Source organism: Qipengyuania proteolytica (assembly GCF_019711565.1).
GTDB classification, from domain to species: Bacteria; Pseudomonadota; Alphaproteobacteria; order Sphingomonadales; family Sphingomonadaceae; genus Qipengyuania; species Qipengyuania proteolytica.
The window spans coordinates 408345-427327 of sequence record NZ_JAIGNN010000001.1; the positions used below are offsets into that span (position 1 = coordinate 408345).

14 protein-coding genes are annotated in these 18983 nt (G+C 66.1%); 5 read left to right on the plus strand and 9 right to left on the minus strand.

The annotated features are described in order from the left end of the window. Nucleotide 1: 1 nt before the first annotated feature. Nucleotides 2-268 (minus strand): DUF6489 family protein, encoded by a 267-nt coding sequence (locus tag K3172_RS01965; protein ID WP_221586786.1) that lies wholly within the window; start codon nt 266-268, stop codon nt 2-4. Between the two features lie 95 nt (nt 269-363). On the opposite strand from K3172_RS01965, the gene K3172_RS01970 reads away from it, so the two are divergent. Next, on the plus strand, nt 364-1062 hold the full coding sequence (locus tag K3172_RS01970; protein WP_221586787.1) for a dienelactone hydrolase family protein: 699 nt from the start codon (nt 364-366) through the stop codon (nt 1060-1062). Nucleotides 1063-1065: 3 nt separating this feature from the next. Continuing rightward, entirely contained in the window at nt 1066-2652 is a 1587-nt protein-coding gene (locus K3172_RS01975; protein WP_221586788.1) for an FMN-binding glutamate synthase family protein, read from the plus strand. Nucleotides 2653-2671: 19 nt separating this feature from the next. On the opposite strand, the gene K3172_RS01980 is transcribed toward K3172_RS01975, so the two are convergent. Next, on the minus strand, nt 2672-3808 hold the full coding sequence (locus tag K3172_RS01980; protein ID WP_221586789.1) for an aspartyl/asparaginyl beta-hydroxylase domain-containing protein: 1137 nt from the start codon (nt 3806-3808) through the stop codon (nt 2672-2674). A 75-nt stretch (nt 3809-3883) separates the two neighbouring features. On the opposite strand from K3172_RS01980, the gene K3172_RS01985 reads away from it, so the two are divergent. The 3 genes from K3172_RS01985 (at nt 3884) to K3172_RS01995 (ending at nt 6059) form a co-directional block, all read left to right on the plus strand. After that, nucleotides 3884-4285, plus strand: a complete 402-nt coding sequence (locus tag K3172_RS01985) for a nuclear transport factor 2 family protein (protein WP_221586790.1) — start codon at nt 3884-3886, stop codon at nt 4283-4285. A 69-nt stretch (nt 4286-4354) separates the two neighbouring features. Beyond that, nucleotides 4355-5122: a response regulator gene (locus K3172_RS01990; RefSeq protein ID WP_221586791.1), complete on the plus strand. Its 768-nt coding sequence runs from the start codon at nt 4355-4357 to the stop codon at nt 5120-5122. A 4-nt stretch (nt 5123-5126) separates the two neighbouring features. Next, entirely contained in the window at nt 5127-6059 is a 933-nt protein-coding gene (locus K3172_RS01995) for an outer membrane beta-barrel protein (protein ID WP_221586792.1), read from the plus strand. A 102-nt stretch (nt 6060-6161) separates the two neighbouring features. Here K3172_RS01995 and K3172_RS02000 read toward each other — a convergent pair whose 3' ends face one another. The 7 genes from K3172_RS02000 to rho all read right to left on the minus strand — a co-directional run bounded on the left by K3172_RS02000 (nt 6162) and on the right by rho (nt 18889). After that, nucleotides 6162-10325 carry a hypothetical protein gene (locus K3172_RS02000; protein ID WP_221586793.1) on the minus strand — a complete coding sequence of 1388 codons (4164 nt, stop codon included), beginning with the start codon at nt 10323-10325 and terminating at the stop codon, nt 6162-6164. After that, nucleotides 10322-11104, minus strand: coding sequence for a hypothetical protein (locus K3172_RS02005; RefSeq protein WP_221586794.1), 783 nt, complete (start codon nt 11102-11104; stop codon nt 10322-10324). The genes K3172_RS02000 and K3172_RS02005 overlap by 4 nt, the downstream gene beginning before the upstream one ends. Next, a complete protein-coding gene (locus K3172_RS02010; RefSeq protein WP_221586795.1) occupies nt 11101-11865 on the minus strand; it encodes a hypothetical protein in 765 nt (254 codons plus the stop codon). The genes K3172_RS02005 and K3172_RS02010 overlap by 4 nt, the downstream gene beginning before the upstream one ends. Next, nucleotides 11862-14402 carry a poly-gamma-glutamate biosynthesis protein PgsC/CapC gene (locus tag K3172_RS02015; protein ID WP_221586796.1) on the minus strand — a complete coding sequence of 847 codons (2541 nt, stop codon included), beginning with the start codon at nt 14400-14402 and terminating at the stop codon, nt 11862-11864. Before K3172_RS02015 ends, K3172_RS02010 begins: the two co-directional genes overlap by 4 nt. After that, nucleotides 14399-14785 carry a response regulator gene (locus K3172_RS02020; protein WP_221586797.1) on the minus strand — a complete coding sequence of 129 codons (387 nt, stop codon included), beginning with the start codon at nt 14783-14785 and terminating at the stop codon, nt 14399-14401. Before K3172_RS02020 ends, K3172_RS02015 begins: the two co-directional genes overlap by 4 nt. Then, complete coding sequence (locus K3172_RS02025; RefSeq protein ID WP_221586798.1) at nt 14782-17361, minus strand: ATP-binding protein; 2580 nt, start codon at nt 17359-17361, stop codon at nt 14782-14784. Before K3172_RS02025 ends, K3172_RS02020 begins: the two co-directional genes overlap by 4 nt. A gap of 262 nt (nt 17362-17623) precedes the next feature. Continuing rightward, on the minus strand, nt 17624-18889 hold the full coding sequence (rho, locus tag K3172_RS02030) for a transcription termination factor Rho (protein ID WP_221586799.1): 1266 nt from the start codon (nt 18887-18889) through the stop codon (nt 17624-17626). Between the last annotated feature and the right edge of the window lie 94 nt (nt 18890-18983).

Consider the following 18983-nt stretch of genomic DNA (forward strand, 5'->3'; position numbering starts at 1 on the left):
ATCAGTCCTCGTCGGAACTCTTGTCGCGCGGGGAACTCGTCCTCGCCGCATTGGCGCCTTCCATGAAGCTCTGGAACAGCTTGAAGCCAGCCTGCCCCATCGGCGCGAGTTGCTTGGCATACTCCTGCAGCTGGTCGGTATTCGACACGCCCTTCATCGCCTTCGACATCATGTCGACATAGACGGCGTTCGCCTTGCCGACGTCGGGCAGGCCCATGAAGCTCCGCGCCTCTTCGGGAGTGCAGTCGATTTCGATATGGACCTTCATGGCGCTTCCTCCGTTATGGCGCTGTACGCCCTATCTGGGTTTGCCAAGCCCGCCAAGCAAGCGCTAGGCCCGGCAACAACGAGGAGAAACACCGCATGACCGAGACCGTCAAGATTTCCACCCTCTCCGGCGACGCGCAGTTCGATGGCTATGTCGCCCGTCCCGCAGAAGCGCCCAAGGCGGCGATCATCGTGATCCAGGAAATCTTCGGCGTGAATGCGGGCATCCGGCGCAAGTGCGACAAGCTGGCCGAGCAGGGCTATCTCGCCGTCGCGCCCGACCTGTTCTGGCGGCTCGAACCGGGCATCGAACTCGATCCCGACGTCGAGCCGGAATTTCAGCAAGCCCTTGATCTCATGGGGCGATTTGACCAGGATCAGGGCATTCGCGATATCGAGGCAACGATCCACCACATCCGCCGCGAAGAAGGCGTCGCCAAGGTCGGTTGCGTCGGTTACTGCCTCGGCGGACGGCTCGCCTACATGACGGCCGCCCGGACCGACGTGGATGCCACGGTTGGCTATTACGGCGTCGGCATCGACGGCCTGCTGGGTGAAAAGCACGCGATCGCGCACCCGCTAATGCTGCACATCCCAACCGAGGACGGCTTCGTCGACAAGGACACGCAGCAGGCCATGCACGAAGGGCTGGACGACCATCCCAAGGTGACACTGCACGATTACGAGGGCCTCGATCACGGCTTCGCCACCGAATTCGGCAAGCGCCGGGCGGAAGAGGCGGCGCAGCTGGCCGACAAGCGTACTGCGGACTTCTTCACCGCGCATCTCGCCTGACGCGTGGAGAAGCTCCCCTTCCGCTACATCGTCCCGCTGGCGCTGCTCGCCCTCTGCGCGACGCTGTGGGCATGGGACGCGGGCCGTTGGCTGCTGTGGCTTGCAGTACCCCTCACGCTGCTCGCATTGTGGGATTTCATCCAGCATCGCCACACCCTGCGGCGCAACTATCCGCTCCTCGCCCGCATCCGCTGGCTTATGGAGGACCTGCGCCCCTTCGCACAGGCCTATATCGTGGAGGACGACCTTGAGGGGCGGCCCTTCAGTCACCAGGCGCGCGCGCTCGTGTATGCGCGGGCCAAGGGCGATCTCGATGCGCATCCCATGGGCACCGAACTCGACGTCTATTCGGACGAATACGAATGGCTCAGCCACTCGATCGCGCCGAAAGATACCGCGCCGGAATATTGGCGCCTGACCATCGGGGAAGGCACATGCGCCAAGCCCTATTCCTCGGCGCTGCTCAATATCTCGGCGATGAGCTTCGGCTCGCTTTCTGCCCGCGCGATCGAGGCGCTGAATGCGGGCGCGGCGCTGGGCGGTTTCGCGCACAACACGGGCGAGGGATCGATCAGCAAGTACCACCGCTCGCATGGCGGCGACCTCATCTGGGAGCTCGGCAGCGGCTATTTCGGCGCGCGCCAGCCCGACGGGAATTTCGATCCCGAACAGTTTCGCGACAATGCGCAGCACGATCAGGTCAAGATGGTCGAGGTCAAGCTCAGCCAGGGCGCCAAGCCGGGCCATGGCGGCGTGTTGCCGGGCGCAAAGGTCACCAAGGAAATCGCCGAGGCTCGCGGCGTACCGGTGGGCGAGACCGTCACCTCACCGGCGGCGCATCCGGCTTTTTCCACACCCATAGAAATGCTTGAATTCGTTCAGCAATTGCGCGACCTTTCCGGCGGCAAGCCAGTCGGCTTGAAACTTTGCGTCGGCCAGCCGCACGAGCTGTTCGCGGTGGGCAAAGCCATGCTGGAGACCGGCATCCACCCCGATTTCATCACCGTCGACGGGGCCGAGGGCGGAACTGGCGCCGCCCCGCTGGAACTCTCCAATTCGGTCGGCATGCCGCTGCGCGAAGGGCAGATCATGGTCCGCAACATGCTCGTGGGCCTCAATCTCAAGGATCGGGTCAAGATCGCCGCCTCGGGGAAGATCCACTCGGGCGCGCAGATGGCCAAGGCCTTCGCGCTCGGCGCGGACTGGTGCAATGCGGCGCGCCCCTTCATGTTCGCGCTCGGCTGCGTCCAGTCGATGAACTGCCACAAGGGCACCTGCCCGACCGGGGTCGCAACGCAGGATGCCTGGCGCCAGCAGGGTCTGGTGGTCGAGGACAAGGCGCCGCGCGTGGCCCGTTTCCAGAAGCAGACCGTCCATTCGCTGCGCGAGATCGTCGTCGCCATGGGTCTCGACAGCCCGTGGGACATCACTCCGCAGGACATGCGCGAACGCCTGAACGGGGCGCGCTCGGATGCGATCGACCGCATTTACGCATTCCTCGAGCCGGGAGAGCTGCTCGCCGATCCCGACTCGACGGCCTATGCGCGCCACTGGAAGGCCGCGCAGGCAAGCAGTTTCCGGCGGGCCTAACCGGCGTCCGTTTCTGGCGTCAGGTCCCGTATTCGCCGATCGCCTCGAAGATGCGCGAAATGGCGTCCCGATCCCCCTCGGGAATCTCGGGTCGCCATATCTCGAACAATAGCACCACGCGCTCCTGCGGCCCCGCATTGCGGGCCTCGTGCTCGATGCTGTCGTCGAAGATCAGCGGGACGCCGTCGTGCCACCCGCGCGTTTCGCTGCCTACGCGCAGCGAGCATCCCGGAGCCGTCTTGATCGGAATATGGCAGATCAGGCGGGTGTTCAGCATGCCCGTATGCGGCGCGATATGTGCGCCCGGCAGCAGGCGCGACCAGTGCGCATTGGGCGAACGGCCCTCGGCCCGCGGCATCGGCGCCATCGCCAGCGCTTCCATCGTCACGGGACAGCGGCGCGCATTCTCCTCGACCACCGCGCCGTTCTGCCAGAAATAGAACGCGGTCCAGGCGTCGTTTTCGAGCAGCGGATTGTTAGGCGCAGGCCGGTTCGCATGCCGCTGGACATAGGGCGCGAAGCCCGATCCGCCCTCTTCCATGACCGCGGCCAGTTCGCGCTGCATCTCCGGCACCAGGGCGAGCATGGGTTCCAGCCAGGGGAACTCCTCGACTTCGAAGAACCTGCGGTGCGCAAGGCCCGGGTAATAGAGCACCGAGGGCTGCTGCAGATAGAGCTCGCGCTCCCCTGTGAGCAGTTCCACGGCCTCGGTCATGGTCGGGCTGAGGCCGCCGGGCAGAGCCTCGCGCAGGTGCGCTTCGAACCCCTTGTTCGCACCGGCGCAGAACCGCACGCCATGCTCCAGCAAGGCGGCCAGGTCCGCCGGCGCACCGCCCATCGCCTGCGCCTGGTTGCGCGCTGCGGTGTAGAAGCTCGTCGCGGCGCGATCATTGCCCTGCTTTTCATGGGCCCAGCCGCTCAGGAGCAGCGCGCGAAGGTCTCTGGGCGCAGACCGGAGGATCCGCTCGAGCGCGTCGGCGGCGGCGCCGAACCGTTCCAGCATGAGTTCGCAATTCGCCAGCGCAACCCACGGGAATTCCGCATCGGGCAAGCGGTCGATTGCCGAACGCAGCAGCTCCGCAGCTTCGGCGGTGTCGCGACGACCCAAAGCGGCAAGCCCGTTTTGGATGGCGATGTGAGGGTCGGATTCGGTCATCGCGGCCTCCTATGCAAAAGCTGGTCGCCGATGGGAATACATGCCATCGTCGATCGGCATATGGGGAGTAATGGAATGTCCGCACGCGAAGGCTTGAAACGCTGGCACGAGGTTATCGAGGGAGGCAGCTCGCCCGCGGCGCTGGCCGCCATCATTCACGAGAACGCGGTGTTCCATTCGCCCGTGGTCCATACGCCGCAGCGCGGACAGGCGATCGTCGTCGCCTATCTTTCGGCCGCCGGGCAGACGCTGGGCAACGACAGCTTCGAATATGTCCGCGAGCTCGTCGATGGCGAGAACGCCATGCTCGAATTCACCACCGAAATGGACGGCATCCACGTCAACGGGATCGACCTGATCCGTTTCGACGAAAACGGAAAGATCATCGATTTCAAGGTCATGGTCCGCCCGCTCAAGGCCGTGAACAAGGTGTGGGAGCAGATGGCCGCGCAGCTGGAGCGCATGAAGGGCGGCTGAGCCGGCGTTCCTGCCGCCTGCGGGCGATCCCTTAGGTCAAGTTTAACCATATCCTGCGATATCGGCCGCGTGTACGAGCCGAAATCTACCACCTGGCCCAAGGCCGGCGTGCCTTCCGAAGCGCTTGCCGAGCCAAGTGCCGCACCCTTGCGTGTGCTGCTGGCGGAAGACACGCCGATCAGCGCCGAGGTCATGCTGGCGATGACGCGCTACCTCTCGATCAGGATGGACCATGCCGCCAACGGCCTCGACGCCATCGCCATGCTGCAGGAAGCTGCGAGCGAAGGGAAACCATACTCGCTGCTGCTGCTCGACGTGAACATGCCGATCCTCGACGGTGTCGAGACCGCACGGCGGTTGCGCGCCGATGGCATCGGGCCCGACGAGCTGCCGATAATCGCGGTCACCGCCGCGACCGACCTCGAAGAGGTGCGCGCCTATCGTGCGGCCGGGATGCAGGCCTATCTCGAGAAACCGGTCGGCCTCGAAGACCTGCGCGCCACGCTGAAAGCCTGGGGTCATCGCACACGCAGCCGCTCGGCCAGGAGCCGTACGGCGGCGATGGAGGCGCTCAAGGGACAGTTTGCGGACCGCAAGATCCGCACGATCGCCAGCATCGAAGGGGCGATCGAGAGAGACACGATCGACGAAGAACTTGTGATGGAGCTGCGCACGCTCCTCCACCAGCTGGCGGGAACGGCCGGGTCGTTCGGCGATCCGGAATTGGGCGAAGTGGCGCGCGAACAGGAAGCCGCCCTGCTCGAAGCATTCTTCGCCGATGCCGATGTCCGCCCGGTACTGAAGGCTGCCCAAAGGGCGCTCAAGGCAAAGGTCTGATACGATGACATTCCGCCCCGCCCCGGCATTCCGGCACATTGCCAGGCTCGCTGCGATGGCAGCGCTCGTGATTATCGCCGTCCCCGCGTTCGCGCAGGACGGCGATCCTGTCGAAGTCGGCGCGAATATCGAATTCGTGGGCGTCCAGTCGGACATCATGATCGAGGACGGCGACGAGTTCGACAGTTCGGGCTTCGGTGCACGCGGCGGGATCGACGTGGACTTCAACCTCTCGCCGCGGACCGTCGCGCGCATCGAAACCGATCTCGGCGTGTTCGATTACGAAGGCGAGGGCCGCGAAACGCTGACCTCCTATGGCGCGGCGGCGAGCATCGAACATGCCGTGTCCGACACCGTGAAAGTGCGCCTGCGCGCGCGGCGGGTCCATAATATCGCGGTGCTCGAGGCCTTCAGTGCCGACCAGACCTCGGTCGCGACCCGCGTCGAATGGGAGGTCGGCGACAACCGCGTCCGCGTCGAAGCGGAGTATCGCGAGCGCGACTATGACACGACCAGCGCAGGGAATGGCGAGGGCTGGCGTCTCGGCGCACAATACAATCGCCGCTTCGGACCCTATCACTGGCTGCGGCTCGACGCGCGCGTCGAGGACATGACCAGCGACGACGAGCCGCGACGTAGCTACGATCGCCGCGTGGTGGCGCTGGAATACAGCCAGCCGGTGGCCAAGCGGTTGCGCGTGCGGCCCTCGCTCGAATATCGCGAATGGGACTACGACGCGCGCATTGCCGAGGGCAATCCCGACGGCGACCTGCGCCGCGACAGCTATGTTGCACCCGGCGTGGAGCTTGCCTGGGGCCGCTCCGCCAGCGGGCCCTATGCGCGGGCGAGCGCCGAATACCGTTTCCGCGAGTCCAACGACACGCGCTACGACGAGAGCGGCGCGCGGTTCGGCCTGATCGTTGGTTACCGCTTCTAGCGTCCGGAAAACGTCCCGCGAGGGACCAGTCGCTGCTCTGCGGCGCAACCTTCGACCTGACGCCGCTCCTTTCACCAATCCCGCCTCTTCCGTAGGAGCGGATCAGGCGGCCTTGCGCTCGCGGCGTTCCTTGATCCCCTTGGCCAGCCACCCGCCCTTCTGGCGCGAGGTCAACGCCTTGAGCTCGGCCGCTGCGCGCTGGTTCGAGATCTGTTCGGCAATCAGCGCGTCGTAGATCCGGTCTGCCGCCTTGCGGCGGCGCACCGCGTCGCCGGCATCGATGAACGCCTCGGTCGCAGTGACGAGGCTCGAGCCGAATTTGGCGAGACGACCGCCCTTATCGTCCGCGCCCGCACCGGTATCGGTCGAAAGGCCGGAGAGTTTCTTCATCTGTTCGTCCAGCCGCGCCTCGAGTATGTCGCATTGCGCGCCCGAAAGCCCCGCCTGCCCGCCCTGCTGGCGGATCTCGGTCAGTGCGCTGCGCAACTCGGCTTCGCTCAGCACGCCGTATTCGTGGAAACTCGCGAGCATGCGGAAGCCGCGTTCGACCGCGGCCGGATCGTCCTCGCGCAGCTGCTGGCACGCCTTCCACGCGGCCTCCCACGCCTGCCAGCGATAGACCCAGTCGAGCCCGGTGCCCTTGATGTTCTGCATGCCCATGATGCGGTTGAGCAGGCCCGGCGGGGTGTTGGCGGCGACCAGCCGCACGATCGCTTCGCCCTTCATGTAATAGTCGCGCACGGGCACGAGCTTGGCGTGGAACGCCTTGCCCAGCAGCGCGCGCAGTGCGGCATCATGCGCAGCGGGATCGCTCGCGCCGCGGACCGCATCGCGCAGCTTCGCATAGTCCTGGTGGAGCGCGGCCATCGCCTCGTAATGCTGCACGATATCCGCGGCATGCGTGACACCGGCCGCCTTGAGCGCGTCGGCCAGCTTGCCCGATTTCGCGGCCGCAAGCGCATCCTCGCGCGCGATCCGGCTGGCCTGCGGGGCAATCATGGCCGCCAGCAGATTGTCGAGCGCCTCCTGGCTCAGCGCAATGCGCTGGTATTTCGCCAGCTCGTCGAGCCGGGCCAGCGGTTCGACCTCCTTCGCCACCAGGCTGATCGATGCCGCATAGGCCTCCCATTCCTCCTCGATGAAGCCGAGCAGGCCTTCGATGTTCGAGCCGATCAGGAAATGCCGGTCGGCCGCCACGTCGCGCACCAGCATGCGCGCGAAGACGCGGCTGCGCGGCACGCGGTCGGCGCGGTTGTTGACCACGGTGGTGACGAAGATCTCGGGATCCTTGTCGAGATCGTGGTCGATGAAGCCCATGCGGGTCCAGTTGCCCATCGCGCCGAAGCGCTCGTTGGCGGACATGCCCATGACGAACTGCAGGCTACGCCCGTCGATCTCGGCGCGCGGATAGGTCTTGAGCACGCCCAGGTCGGCCACCACCCGGTCGGACATTTCCTTGACGCAGAAATCGGGCTCCAGCCCCAGCTCGTCGCCCATCGCGGTGACCAGCGCGATGTTGAACGGGTGCTCTTCGTAAGGAAAGCGGTCGAGCAGGGTCTTGTGGATCAGCCCGGCTTCCTTCCAGCCGATCGAGCGCATCCGCGTACCCGCCTTTTGCGCCCCTTCGGTGAGGATGGGGAGCATTTCCTCCTCGGTGGTCAGCAGGGTCGATCCGTGCGGGATGAATTCGCACATCACCTCGGGGATGTTGCGCCCGGCGGGACCCTGCACATCCTCGTGGTCGGGATAGGTGTTGGTGATCGTCCCGATGTCGTCGCGCATCCAGTCCTGCTGGAGCACGCGCACATAGGCCGGGTTCAACCCCATGCATTCCCACAGGAACACCCGCGCCTTCAGCCCGCGCGAGGTCTTGAGCAGATTGTACTGCTCCCAGATCGTCGCCTTGTCGTAAGGGCGGAACAGGAACATCTCGGTCAGCTCGCCATACGGATTGCCGAGCAGGAACATCGCCTCGCAGCCGGTAGTCTTCGAGACGATCGACGGGCCGAGCGCGTTGATCAGTCCCGCCTTCAGCCGCTCCGTCCCCGACTTGCCGCGCGTCCCCCAGCCGCCCAGCACCAGCGACAGCCCGTCACGCAGCCGCCGCGCGTGCCAGCCGAGCAGGACATGCCGCCCGAGAAACCACGCACTTGCGAGGGCGACGAAGATGCCGAGTTCGACTAGGTTGTTGGCAAAGACGGTCGAAACATAGGCCGACGCGCGGTCCCAGAAGACCGGGAGCGCGGCGAAAATACCGCCTGCGCTGTAGAGCTTGACGATATGCGGCGTCGGCTCGCCCGCACGCTCGTCATAACCGCGGAAGCTCAGCTCGAGACCGAGTTCGCGCAGCGCAGCAATGTAGGCTTCGGGATCGCGGTTGCGCAGCTCGGCGAGCCTCGGAAAGCGCCGGGTTACGCTCCAGAAGGCGCGCGTCCGCGCCAACATGCCCGCAGGGGCAGATATCTCGGTAATCCCCGCGCTGGTGAAGACCTGAGTCGTGCCACCCTTGTCGAGCGCGGAGAGAATCTGGTCGACCAGCGGCAGGTAATTCCGCCAGCCACCCTCGCCGCTTTCGAACAACGGTTCGCCGGGGACCTTGGTCGGCGCAAGCTCGGCCATTCGCGCGCTCGGGGCGATCATGCTGCCGTGATAATGGCGGCCCTTGGTGTGATAGAACGCCTGCCGCTTGTCGGTCGCGCTGTTGCGCCCTTCGAACAGCATGCGCCAGGCGCGGCGGCGGAAGTATTCGCCGCGCTGGATCGAAGGCATGAGGCCCGGCTTGAGCGCGAGGCCGAAATCGCGCTGGGCGAGCACCGCCATCACCCGGCCGACCTTTTCGGCATCGGCCTGCAGCCACCCACGCAGCGCGGGCATCCGCCTGATCGCCCCCTCGCGCATGGTGGAGGCCGTCTCGCCGACCAGCAGCGCAATCGCGCGCGCGTCCGGATCGGACAGCAGCCAGATACGCTCGCGTGCCTCGTCGCTCCAGCGCCACAGCTTGGGCTTCGGGTTGCGCGCACGCAGGCCCTCGATCCCGGCAAACAGCTGCGCGCCGAGCGCAGGGGGCAGCGCAGAGCCGTCGCGGGTGACCGCAACCGCCGTCTGCACCGCCGCATCCAGCGCGATCCGCAGCACGAACTCGTCCTCGTCATGCTTCAACGCGGCGGCGATCACACGGGCGTAGAGATTGGGCGTCAACGGTCCGAGCAGTCCGGCAGGATCGGCGAAAAGCGCGGCCCGTACCTGTGGATCGGGATCGTTGGACAGCAGTTTCGTCACCCGCTGCCCGCGCGGCCCCGGCATGAGGCCAATACACTCGGCGAGGACCTGGCGGACGGCACCATCCGCATCCACGCACAGTTTTTCGAACGACGGCTCCAGCCGCTTGTGCACGCCCATATGGCGGCAAACGAGGCGAACGAGATGGCGCCGCACGAACACTTCCCCGTCGCGTTGGGCGGGCGGCTTGCTGTCGAGGTCGACATCGAGCCGCCGCTCGACCAGCGAATGCACGGTGTGCGGCGACAGGGCGAACATCGCATCGAAAGCTTCGCACTGGGTCCACACATCCTCGCTGTGTTCAAGGCAGGTGCGACGGGTCGCGCTGAGCACGGGGTCGAGCCACAGGCCGCCGGTACGCGGCGGCAGGCGTTCGGCGATCCGGCGCATGCAGGAATGGGCCGCGCGGCGGATGCGAGCATCGCCCCGCCAGCTCCGCATCGCCGGCAGCAGCACGTCGAAAATCTCGACGAAGGTCTCGCTCTCGGTCTCGGCCAGATCGTCCGCCACCGCCTCGCCGGCAAGCCAGCCAAGCCGCTCGAGCGCGAAAGCCAGAACCCGCTCGCGCTCGCCCAGGCGGCGGGTAAAGCGTTCGAGCACGGCATCGGCATCGAAGAAAGCCTTGGTCGCGTCGATATCGCGTTTCATCTGCCGCCCGCGCGAACCGAGCGCACGGGCGAAATCGAGGATCGCCGCGCGCTGCTCGGCACTGTCGAGCGCGCTCGCGTAGCGCGACTGGAACAGCTCCTCGGCTTTCGTGAGGCGCAGGATCTCGCCGCGCTGGAGCAGGCAGAAATCGGTCAGGACGGTCGCGTGACGGCGGGCGGGCGCAGCCTCGGCGCGCTCGGCGGCATAAGCGAGGATTTCCTCGCGCAGATCGGAGGAGACGGGCAGCAGCTTGGGGGCGAAACCCTGGTCGAGCCATTCGCCGAGCGGTGCGACCCGCGGGGCAGTTCTTGCTGCGCGTATGTCCGTGACGGCGTTCATGCGACCGCCTCCTCCAGACAGCCGGTCAAGCGCGCGCGCAAGTCCTTATCCGCGAGCAGGGTTTCGCGCAGATCAAGCGACATTTCTAGATGCGCGAACCGCGCACCACCGGCATCGCGCAAGGCGGCCGCCTGCGCATTCTCGCGCGCGCCGAGTTCTCCGGTCTCGGCCGGGTAGACAAGTACCCGGTCGGGCGCGGCCATACGGCTCAGGCAATCCGCCAGCGCGAACAGGCCGGGACCCGGCGTGCGCGTGCCATCGCTGACGATCATCGCCGCGTCCGCTGCGCGGGCACTTTCCCGCCGATCCCCGTCGAACCCGTGGAACTGGACGATCAGGCCGTCGGGAAAACGATCGGAGAAGCCGAGCGCGAAATCGGTGAAAGGATGAACCGCCGCACGGGCGAGATCGAGGCCGTCGCAGTGCCCGGATGCGCGGCGTGGCACCGAATTCCAAGCCGCCGCCGCAAATGTGCCCTCGCGATAAGCCATGCGGGCGAGTTCGGCGGTGTGGCGGTCATGCACACCGTGCGGTGCGGTTGCCGCGACCGGCACGCCCCCGGTTTGCCGCAGGATATAGTTGCCGCGCGCTCCGCACAGCTCCGGGTCGTGCAGCACGAGTTCGCCAGGCTGTTGGTCGACTGCAAGGCCCAGCGCCTGCGCGGCCGCCGCCTCTGGCTGCCGGGCACCGAAAAAGGCGCGGGCGTCGGGCGCCTGCCCGCCGGCAGAGCAACTTGCCAGCAGGACTACACCTGCCAGCCAGAAGCTCCGCGCCGTCACGAGTCCTCCTCCAGCCCTTGCGGGGACGCACTGTAGACCACCAAGGCCCGGTAATCGCGACCCTCGATGCCGACCGGTCCGACCGGCCGCCACAGGTTGATGGCGAGGTTGCGGATTTCGTCCGGTGTCAGCATTTCGGCAGGGAAGCTGTTGGCGGCGGCGAAGGCTGCGCGCTCCTCCGCGCTGCGCCGGAGAAAGACCGAGCGCTCTTCGCCGGAGCGGATCGGGCGACGCTCGTAGACCCGCACATCCACCCCGTCGACGAAGGCATCGGCATCGACCAGTTCGACTTCGACCCGGGTGAAAGGCGCGCCGTTTTCGACGATCAGCTGGTCCTGTCCCCAGATCGACGCATCCCCTGCACGATAGAAACGCCGCACGCTACCGGTGGCAGTCTCGTCGTCCTGTCTCCCCGACAGCAGGGATCGGTCGTAGCTGGCTAGCTCCGCCCCGTCCGCGTCGAACAGTCGGACCCTGACGGTGTAGCGCGCGCCGAGCGTGGGTCCGGGCGCATCGACCACAGCTGCATGGCTGATGATCTTCACACGGTCGAGCGGCTGGGAGAAGGCGAAAGCCATCGGCCGCTCGCCATCGAGGCGATAGGCGATCGCGCGGCTGGCAATGTCGATCCCGGTCTGGGTCGAATCCTGCGCCGCGATGACATACCGCGCGAGCGGGACGGCCCAGACCCATCCTGCCCAGGCGGCGATTATTGCCAGAAGCGCGAACACGGCCGAGCGACCGAGGAAGCTGAGGCTCATGGCTGGTCCCCAGTCCTCGTCCTCACCCAGCCGATCGCATAGCGGCGGCCGGTGGTCGCACCGAAATAGCGTTCGGCAAGGGCCGGACTGGCCTCGAAGCCGGCATAATCCAGTCCGCCATCGGACACGGTCGGCCGCAGACCGCCCTTGCGCATGGCGGACACCAGCGGCTCAATCTGCGCGTGCGGAGGGCCGACGATGTCGCTCGTCACGACGAGATCGGGCCTGCCGGGCATTATGGCAACGTCTGCGGGATGCGGGCGCAGGTGCAGGGTGAAGTCGCTCCCGTCCGCTTCCTGCTGGCGCACGAGTTCCTGCCAGATGACCGTCATCGAATTGCGCGGCGAACGCCCGTAGCGTTCGGGCTGCGCCGCGATCAGCAAGGCGTCGCCGCCCCATCGGGCATGGATGAGAGCGCCAAATTGCGCGGGCGTCCGGTCCCGGCCGTCGTCCCAGGTCAGCACGCTATGCTGGACAGGGCGACCGGCGGCGAGCAGCAGCTGGCCCTCGTCGCGGCGATTGGAAAAGAGCATCCAGTGGTCGCGGCCACCCAGCTGGCAGAGGGCAACGCCGAAGCCGCCGATGGCAGCCGCTGCGCGCGCCTGCATCGGCACCTTGCCCTCGCGCGACCCTTCGATCAGCGGGGCGGCGATCTCGTAGCGCAGGAAAGCGAGCCGTTCGAGCTGGTCCCAGCCACGATCCTTGCCTGCCCCAGAGACCAGCCGGCAGGCCGCGTCGCCGCGGAGTTTGGGGGCCAGGTTTGCCACGACATCCGCCAGATTCGGTTCGGACAACTTCAGGACGGCGCGGTCGTCGGCCACTTCGCGCGCGCTGATGTCGATGCTTGTTGCGATGGCAGGGGCAAAGGCGCGCAAACTCGCGAGGTCGATCGTCCCTGCAGCGGCATTGGCGTAGGTGATCGACGTCTGCTCGCCGTCCGACGGCTCTACTTCGAGTGCCACGGCCGTACTCGCCTCGGTGAAGATGTCGGCCACGCCGTCGCTGCCGAGCGAACTGGGGGCAGCAGGGGCTGCCAGCACCAGCCAGCGGGCTTCGAGCCGCTGTTTCAGGGCGAGACCGGCAGCGCCGAGCCCTTGCGCGAGCGTGGGATCGCGTACGATCACCGCCAGTGCGCGACTTGCGGCGGGGTCGAACAGCAGCATTTCATGCCCCGCCCCGTCGTCGCGGACGATAGCCATGCGGCCACCGCCCACCGCCAGCAGGCGCCAGCCCTGCGCGCGCAAGTCGAACTCCGGAGATGCAACCGGCAGGCCGCGTTCGACCGAGGCCACCAGCTCGGCGAGGCCCGCTCGTCCGCCTTCCGACAGCGCCGCTGCGGTCCCGCTTGCCGCGCGGATATGGGCATCCCCGATCGCTTCGACCACCAGCAGGTCCAGCCGGTCGTCGACCGAACCCCCTGAAACCGAAGTTTCGTCGTCTGCCCCCGTTCCGCGCGAGACCGCAGCCGACAGTGCGAAACCGACGATGTTGCCGAACACCGCACCCATCAGGCTGACCTGCAGGGTCGAGCGGGCGAGCCGGGGGAAGATGTCCTTGTCGTGCGCCTTGATCGCGATCAGCGTGGAAAGGAGGTAACCGAAACCGTAGAAGTCGGTCGTCTTCACATCGAAGCCCTGCCACACGATGAACCAGCCCAACGCCATCTTCCAGGCGAAACTGATGTTGAAAAACAGCAGCAGCTTGCGCCCGCCCTCGATGGTGGCATTCGCAAGGCTCGGCAGCTTCAGGAGCAGACGGGCAATGACGTAGATGACGATCGCCTCGACGAAGGAGGTGACGATCTTGGCCGGCTGGTACCATTGCAGCGCGATCAGCGCCGGGATCAGGATACCCGAGAAGTCCCAGCCATAGCGCACGTTCATGTGGCTTGCGATCAGCGCGGTCAGCGTCAGGATGATGTAGGCCTTGGGGCTCGCGAGGATCGAGCTCGCGAGACCTTCGTACATGTAGGTCACTGCGCTCATGCGGAAGTTGGTGAACTCCATCAGGCCAAAGCGGACGATCACGAAGGTGATGCCGATGGTGACGAAGGCGGAGACGAGCCCGCGGCCGAGGCCCGGCTTCCAGAACTGGTTGGCGAGCAGCGAGATGATGACGAGGCCGAAGCTCTGCAGGTTGTCCTGCCAGTCGAAACGGCGGTCGAAATTCGCTTCCAGCCAGTCCGCGCCGATCGGCAGGAGCCAGCCGTCGAGCACCAGACGCACTGCGATGCTCGCCAGGATCAGGCCCATGAAACGGTCGCGCCCGAACAGGCTCGGGAAGCGGCCGCGACTGAGCTTCTCGGAGAACAGCCAGACCAGTATGTAGGCAAGGATCGCCTCGACCACGATCACCGCCGCGGCCATCGGCTTCACGATCACCAGCGGCACGATATAGCCCGGCACCACCAGCCCGGAGAGCACCCAGCCGAAGCGCAGGTTGAAGAAGCACAGCACGAACACCCCGACCCACACGGTCGTGATGATCGAGCTGACGAGACCGCCCTCGGGAAAGATGGTGAGCGGGAACGGGGTCATGCGCCGTTCGCGGCTCCCGCCGGCAATGCCCTGGCGATCTCGTCGACCAGCCAGGTGGGTTCGACCGGCTTGCGCGCGATGGCGACGACTCCCAGCGCGCGGAATTCGTCGCTGACCTCATTGCCGGCAGTCGAGGAAATGACGATCACCGGCGGGCGCGCGGCGCCCTGCTCGTTGAGCAGGCGCAAAAAGCGGACGCCGTCCATGCGCGGCATGACGAGGTCGAGCACGACGAGGTCGATGCCGCCCTCGGCTAGCCGCGCCATGCCCTGTGCGCCGTCGAAGGCGGTCGAAACATCGTAGCCTTCGATCTCGAGCGTGAGCTGCAGTAGCCCGGCGAGAATCTCGTCGTCGTCGACGATAAGGATATGCGGTGCTGTCATCCGATGCGCCTCAGCTTGACGTTGAACCCGAACCCGGCGGCTTCGCGCCCCCAGTAGGAGACGCTGCCGCCCCATTTCGACGTGCGGGCAATGCCGCGGTTGATTAGGCGGTATTCGCCGACCGACTGGTCCTCGCCCTTGGTCAGCAGGTAGACGAGGCGGCCGAAGCCGATGCCGAAACCGCCCGACACGGTGACCTGCGTTTCGCCTGCCAGCTCGTCGAGCTTCACGGTGACGCTCTCGCCCTGCGGCGTATCGGCGATCACCACGCGCATCATGGCCTCAAGCATGTCGCCCAGAGCACGCGGCTCGGCGATGGTGAAGCCGCTCATGGCGGGCAGCTGGACGTCGAGCGCGATGTCGAGGTCTTCGGCGAGTTCGGCGACCTTTTCGAGCGTCTGCAGCACCAGGCTGCGCGCATCGACCGGATAGCAGGCTTCGAGCAGATCCTCATGCGCGCCGCGAACGAGCGCGGCAACTTCGTCGAGGCGGCTCGTGGCGCGGCGGGCCGCGTCGCCGATCCGGTTGATGACCGGTCCGACCTTGTCGGGGCCGACGCGCGGATTGGTGGCGAGATCGGTCGCGAGCAGGATCGCTTCGAGGTCGTTGCGCAGTTGCAGGTCGATGAACAGGCCGACGTCGCGGCGCAAATCGGCCGCGGCATGGAGATCGGCAATGTCGATCGCTTCGATCACGATCACCCGGTCGACGCTTCTCGCCATGCTGTCGGGGGCCGCCACCCGCAGGATCCGTTCGCCCGAGCCGAAACTGCGCATCGGCAGGCGCATTTCCCCTCCGTTGAAGACCAGCTCCTGCAGCATGGCCTCGATCCGCTCGACATCGAGCGGGGTGAGCACGGCCAGCGCATCGACGACCGGAGTTTCGTAGATCGGCAGCTCGAATTCGCGGTAGAGCTCTTCCATCCGCCGGTTTGCGTGGAGCGGCGAGCCGATCAGGTGGAACACCATGACGGCGGTGTCGATCGTGTCGAAACCGCGCCGGATCTGGTCCGATTCGCGTGCGACGAGGCTGATCGCGCTCGCTACCTTGTCGTCGATCGGCAGGTATTTTTCCTCCTGCCGCTCGCGCGCGTTGAGGTCGGCGCGCAGGCGGAAGAGCTCGCGGAAGGATGCCGCCACCGCGCGCACCAGCTGGCCACGCTTGCCGCTGCGGCCACCCGGCGGGACGGCGTAGATCCAGAACAGGTCGCGCTCCGCCCCGCCGATCCAGGCGAGGCGTGCCTCCGTCCCCCAGATGGGCACAAGGCTGGCGGCATCGAAGCCGGATTGCCTGCCACGCAGCTTGATCAGCTCTTTCGCCAGCGGCTGCGCGTCCATGGCGAGATCGTCCAGCGAAGCCTGGTGACTGCTGAGCATCCGCAGCTCGCCCGACCTAGAGACATCGAGCAGCAAACTCTTTTCGACCCCGGCGATACGCGCAGTCGGATCGACGAAATCGGGCAGGCGCGCGCCTTCGCGCAAGGCCGAGCGGATGACCGAATGCTGCACAGCACGGGCGGCGGCGCGTTCGAGCCGCTTGTCCTGCCGCCGTTCGCGCAGGAGAATGCACTGGACGGCAACGAGCCACGGAGCGACCAGCAGCGCCGTGACCGGCAGGACGCGCCCGGCAAATTGCATCGCCAGCCAGCTGCCCGCGAGGATGATGGCGGTTGCAAGGAGCGAGGTCGCGAGGAACAGGCGCTTGGGGTCGGTACGGCGATAGGCGACCGCCAACGCAAGGCAGGCCGCCACGAGAATGACCCACACCTCCCAAGCGCTCGCGCGGAAGACTGCTTTACCGCTGCGCAGGTTGTGGACCGCATGGGCCCGCAGGACAGCCTCTGAAGTCGTGTTGCCCGACGGGTCCAGAGGGGTTGCAAATGCGGCGCGGAGGGCAGCGGGCTCCACTATCAACGCGACCACTCCGCCGAGCTGCGCGCTCGCAAGCTCCCGCGAAACGATCTGGCTGGCCGGAAGCACAGGGATCGACTGGCGCTTCGGCATGGCGATGAGATATTCGGCGTTGCGCGACTCTGCTCCGGCGAGAGCGGTTTCGAACACCGCGATCGTGCCGTCCCTACCCTTGAGCCCAAGCCACTGGCTGCGGAATACGCCATATTCTGCGGGGGGCAGAACTCGTGCCGCGACCTCGCTTCCGGTGGACGCAGCAGGATGATCGAGTTGCCATTCATCGCTCAGCGGAAGCGGGGTGGCGCTTGTCGCGGTGACGACGGGTACAGCGCCGCCCGTCCTCCCGCTAGGTTCGCCGAGATAGCCGATCCGCTCGATCTCGAGCCCGCCGAGCGCGGCTTCGAGCTGCGCGAAGCGGTCGGTCCCCAGCGCCTCGAAGGCGGCATCGCGCTCGATCACCACGACTTGCGGCTCGGAACCTCCGGCATAGCGTTGCACGGTATCGAACATCCGCCCGTCGACGTCGCGAAACACACCGGTCTGGTGGAGCGTTGCAAGGGCCAGCGCCAGCACCAGCGGCAACAGCATGCTCGCGGCCCCCTCGCGCGCGAGCAGGCGCGGCGTCGCGCGCGCGGTCGTACCCTTGGGCAGGGTGATGCGCTCCATGACCGACACTCAGGCGGGGTCCCGGGAGATCAGCTGATGGATGCGGGGCACACGAATGCCGGCTGCCGAAATCGCCATGCACTGCCCCCCTTCAAACCTTCGCAGACAGCACGCCTGCCCCGCGGTGTCCGGTCGTCACCGTCCACTGCGGATTTCTACGGGTTTTAGGGTTAATTTTGCGTTAGCCCGTAGGCGTCCCGCTCGCTCGCTTCAGACACGAAGCGAAGCGGCCGCAGTCGGCTTTCGACTGCGGCCGCTTCGCTTACTGGTTCATCGTGGCGAAGAAGTCTTCGTTGGTCTTGGAATCCTTCATCTTGTCGAGGAGGAATTCCATCGCGTCGACCGTGCCCATCTGCATGAGGATACGGCGCAGGACCCACATCTTGGAGAGCTTGTCCTTCTCGACCAGCAGCTCTTCCTTCCGGGTGCCGGACTTGCCCACATCGAGCGCGGGGAAGATGCGCTTGTCGGCAACCTTGCGGTCGAGGACGATTTCCGAGTTACCGGTGCCCTTGAACTCTTCGAAGATGACCTCGTCCATCCGGCTGCCGGTATCGATCAGCGCGGTGGCGATGATCGAAAGCGAGCCGCCTTCCTCGATGTTGCGCGCGGCGCCGAAGAAGCGCTTGGGACGCTGCAGCGCGTTGGCGTCGACGCCGCCGGTCAGCACCTTGCCCGAGCTGGGCACCACGGTGTTGTAGGCGCGGCCAAGGCGGGTGATCGAGTCGAGCAGGATGACGACGTCGTGCTTGTGTTCGACGAGGCGCTTGGCCTTCTCGATCACCATTTCGGCGACCTGCACGTGGCGGTTGGCCGGTTCGTCGAAGGTCGAGGAAATGACCTCACCCTTTACGCTGCGCTGCATGTCGGTGACTTCTTCCGGACGCTCGTCGACCAGCAGGACCAGCAGGAAGACTTCCGGGTGGTTGTCGGTGATCGCCTTGGCGATGTTCTGCAGCAGCACGGTCTTGCCGGTGCGCGGCGGCGCGACGATGAGCGCGCGCTGGCCCTTGCCCTGCGGCGAGATGATATCGATCACGCGGGCCGACTTGTCCTTGACCGTCGGATCGAGCGTGTCGAGGTTGAGCTTCTGCTCTGGATAGAGCGGCGTGAGATTGTCGAAATTGGTCCGGTGACGCACTGCGTCCGGGCTTTCGAAATTGACCTGGTGGAGCGTGGTCAGCGCGAAATAGCGTTCGCCTTCCTTGGGCGCGCGAATTTCGCCCTCGACGGTGTCGCCGGTGCGCAGGCCCCATTTGCGGACCTGGTTGGGCGAGACGTAGATATCGTCGGGCCCGGCGAGGTAGTTCGCCTCGGGGCTGCGCAGGAAGCCGAAGCCGTCCTGCAGCACCTCGATGGTGCCGATGCCCATGATCTTTTCTTCGTATTCCTCGTCCTCGGCCAGCTCGCGCAGGATGCAGAACATCAAATCCTGCCGGCGCATGGTCGAGGCACCCTCGACACCCAGCTCTTCGGCCATCGCGACCAGGTCTGCCGGGGTCTTTGCTTTCAAATCCTTGAGATGCATATGTCTTACTCGGTATTTTCGTTGGATGGCCGGCCGGTCGGTAAGGGCTTGGAGAAAGCGGACCCGGCCCCTGAAACGCGGGGCCTCATGCCGG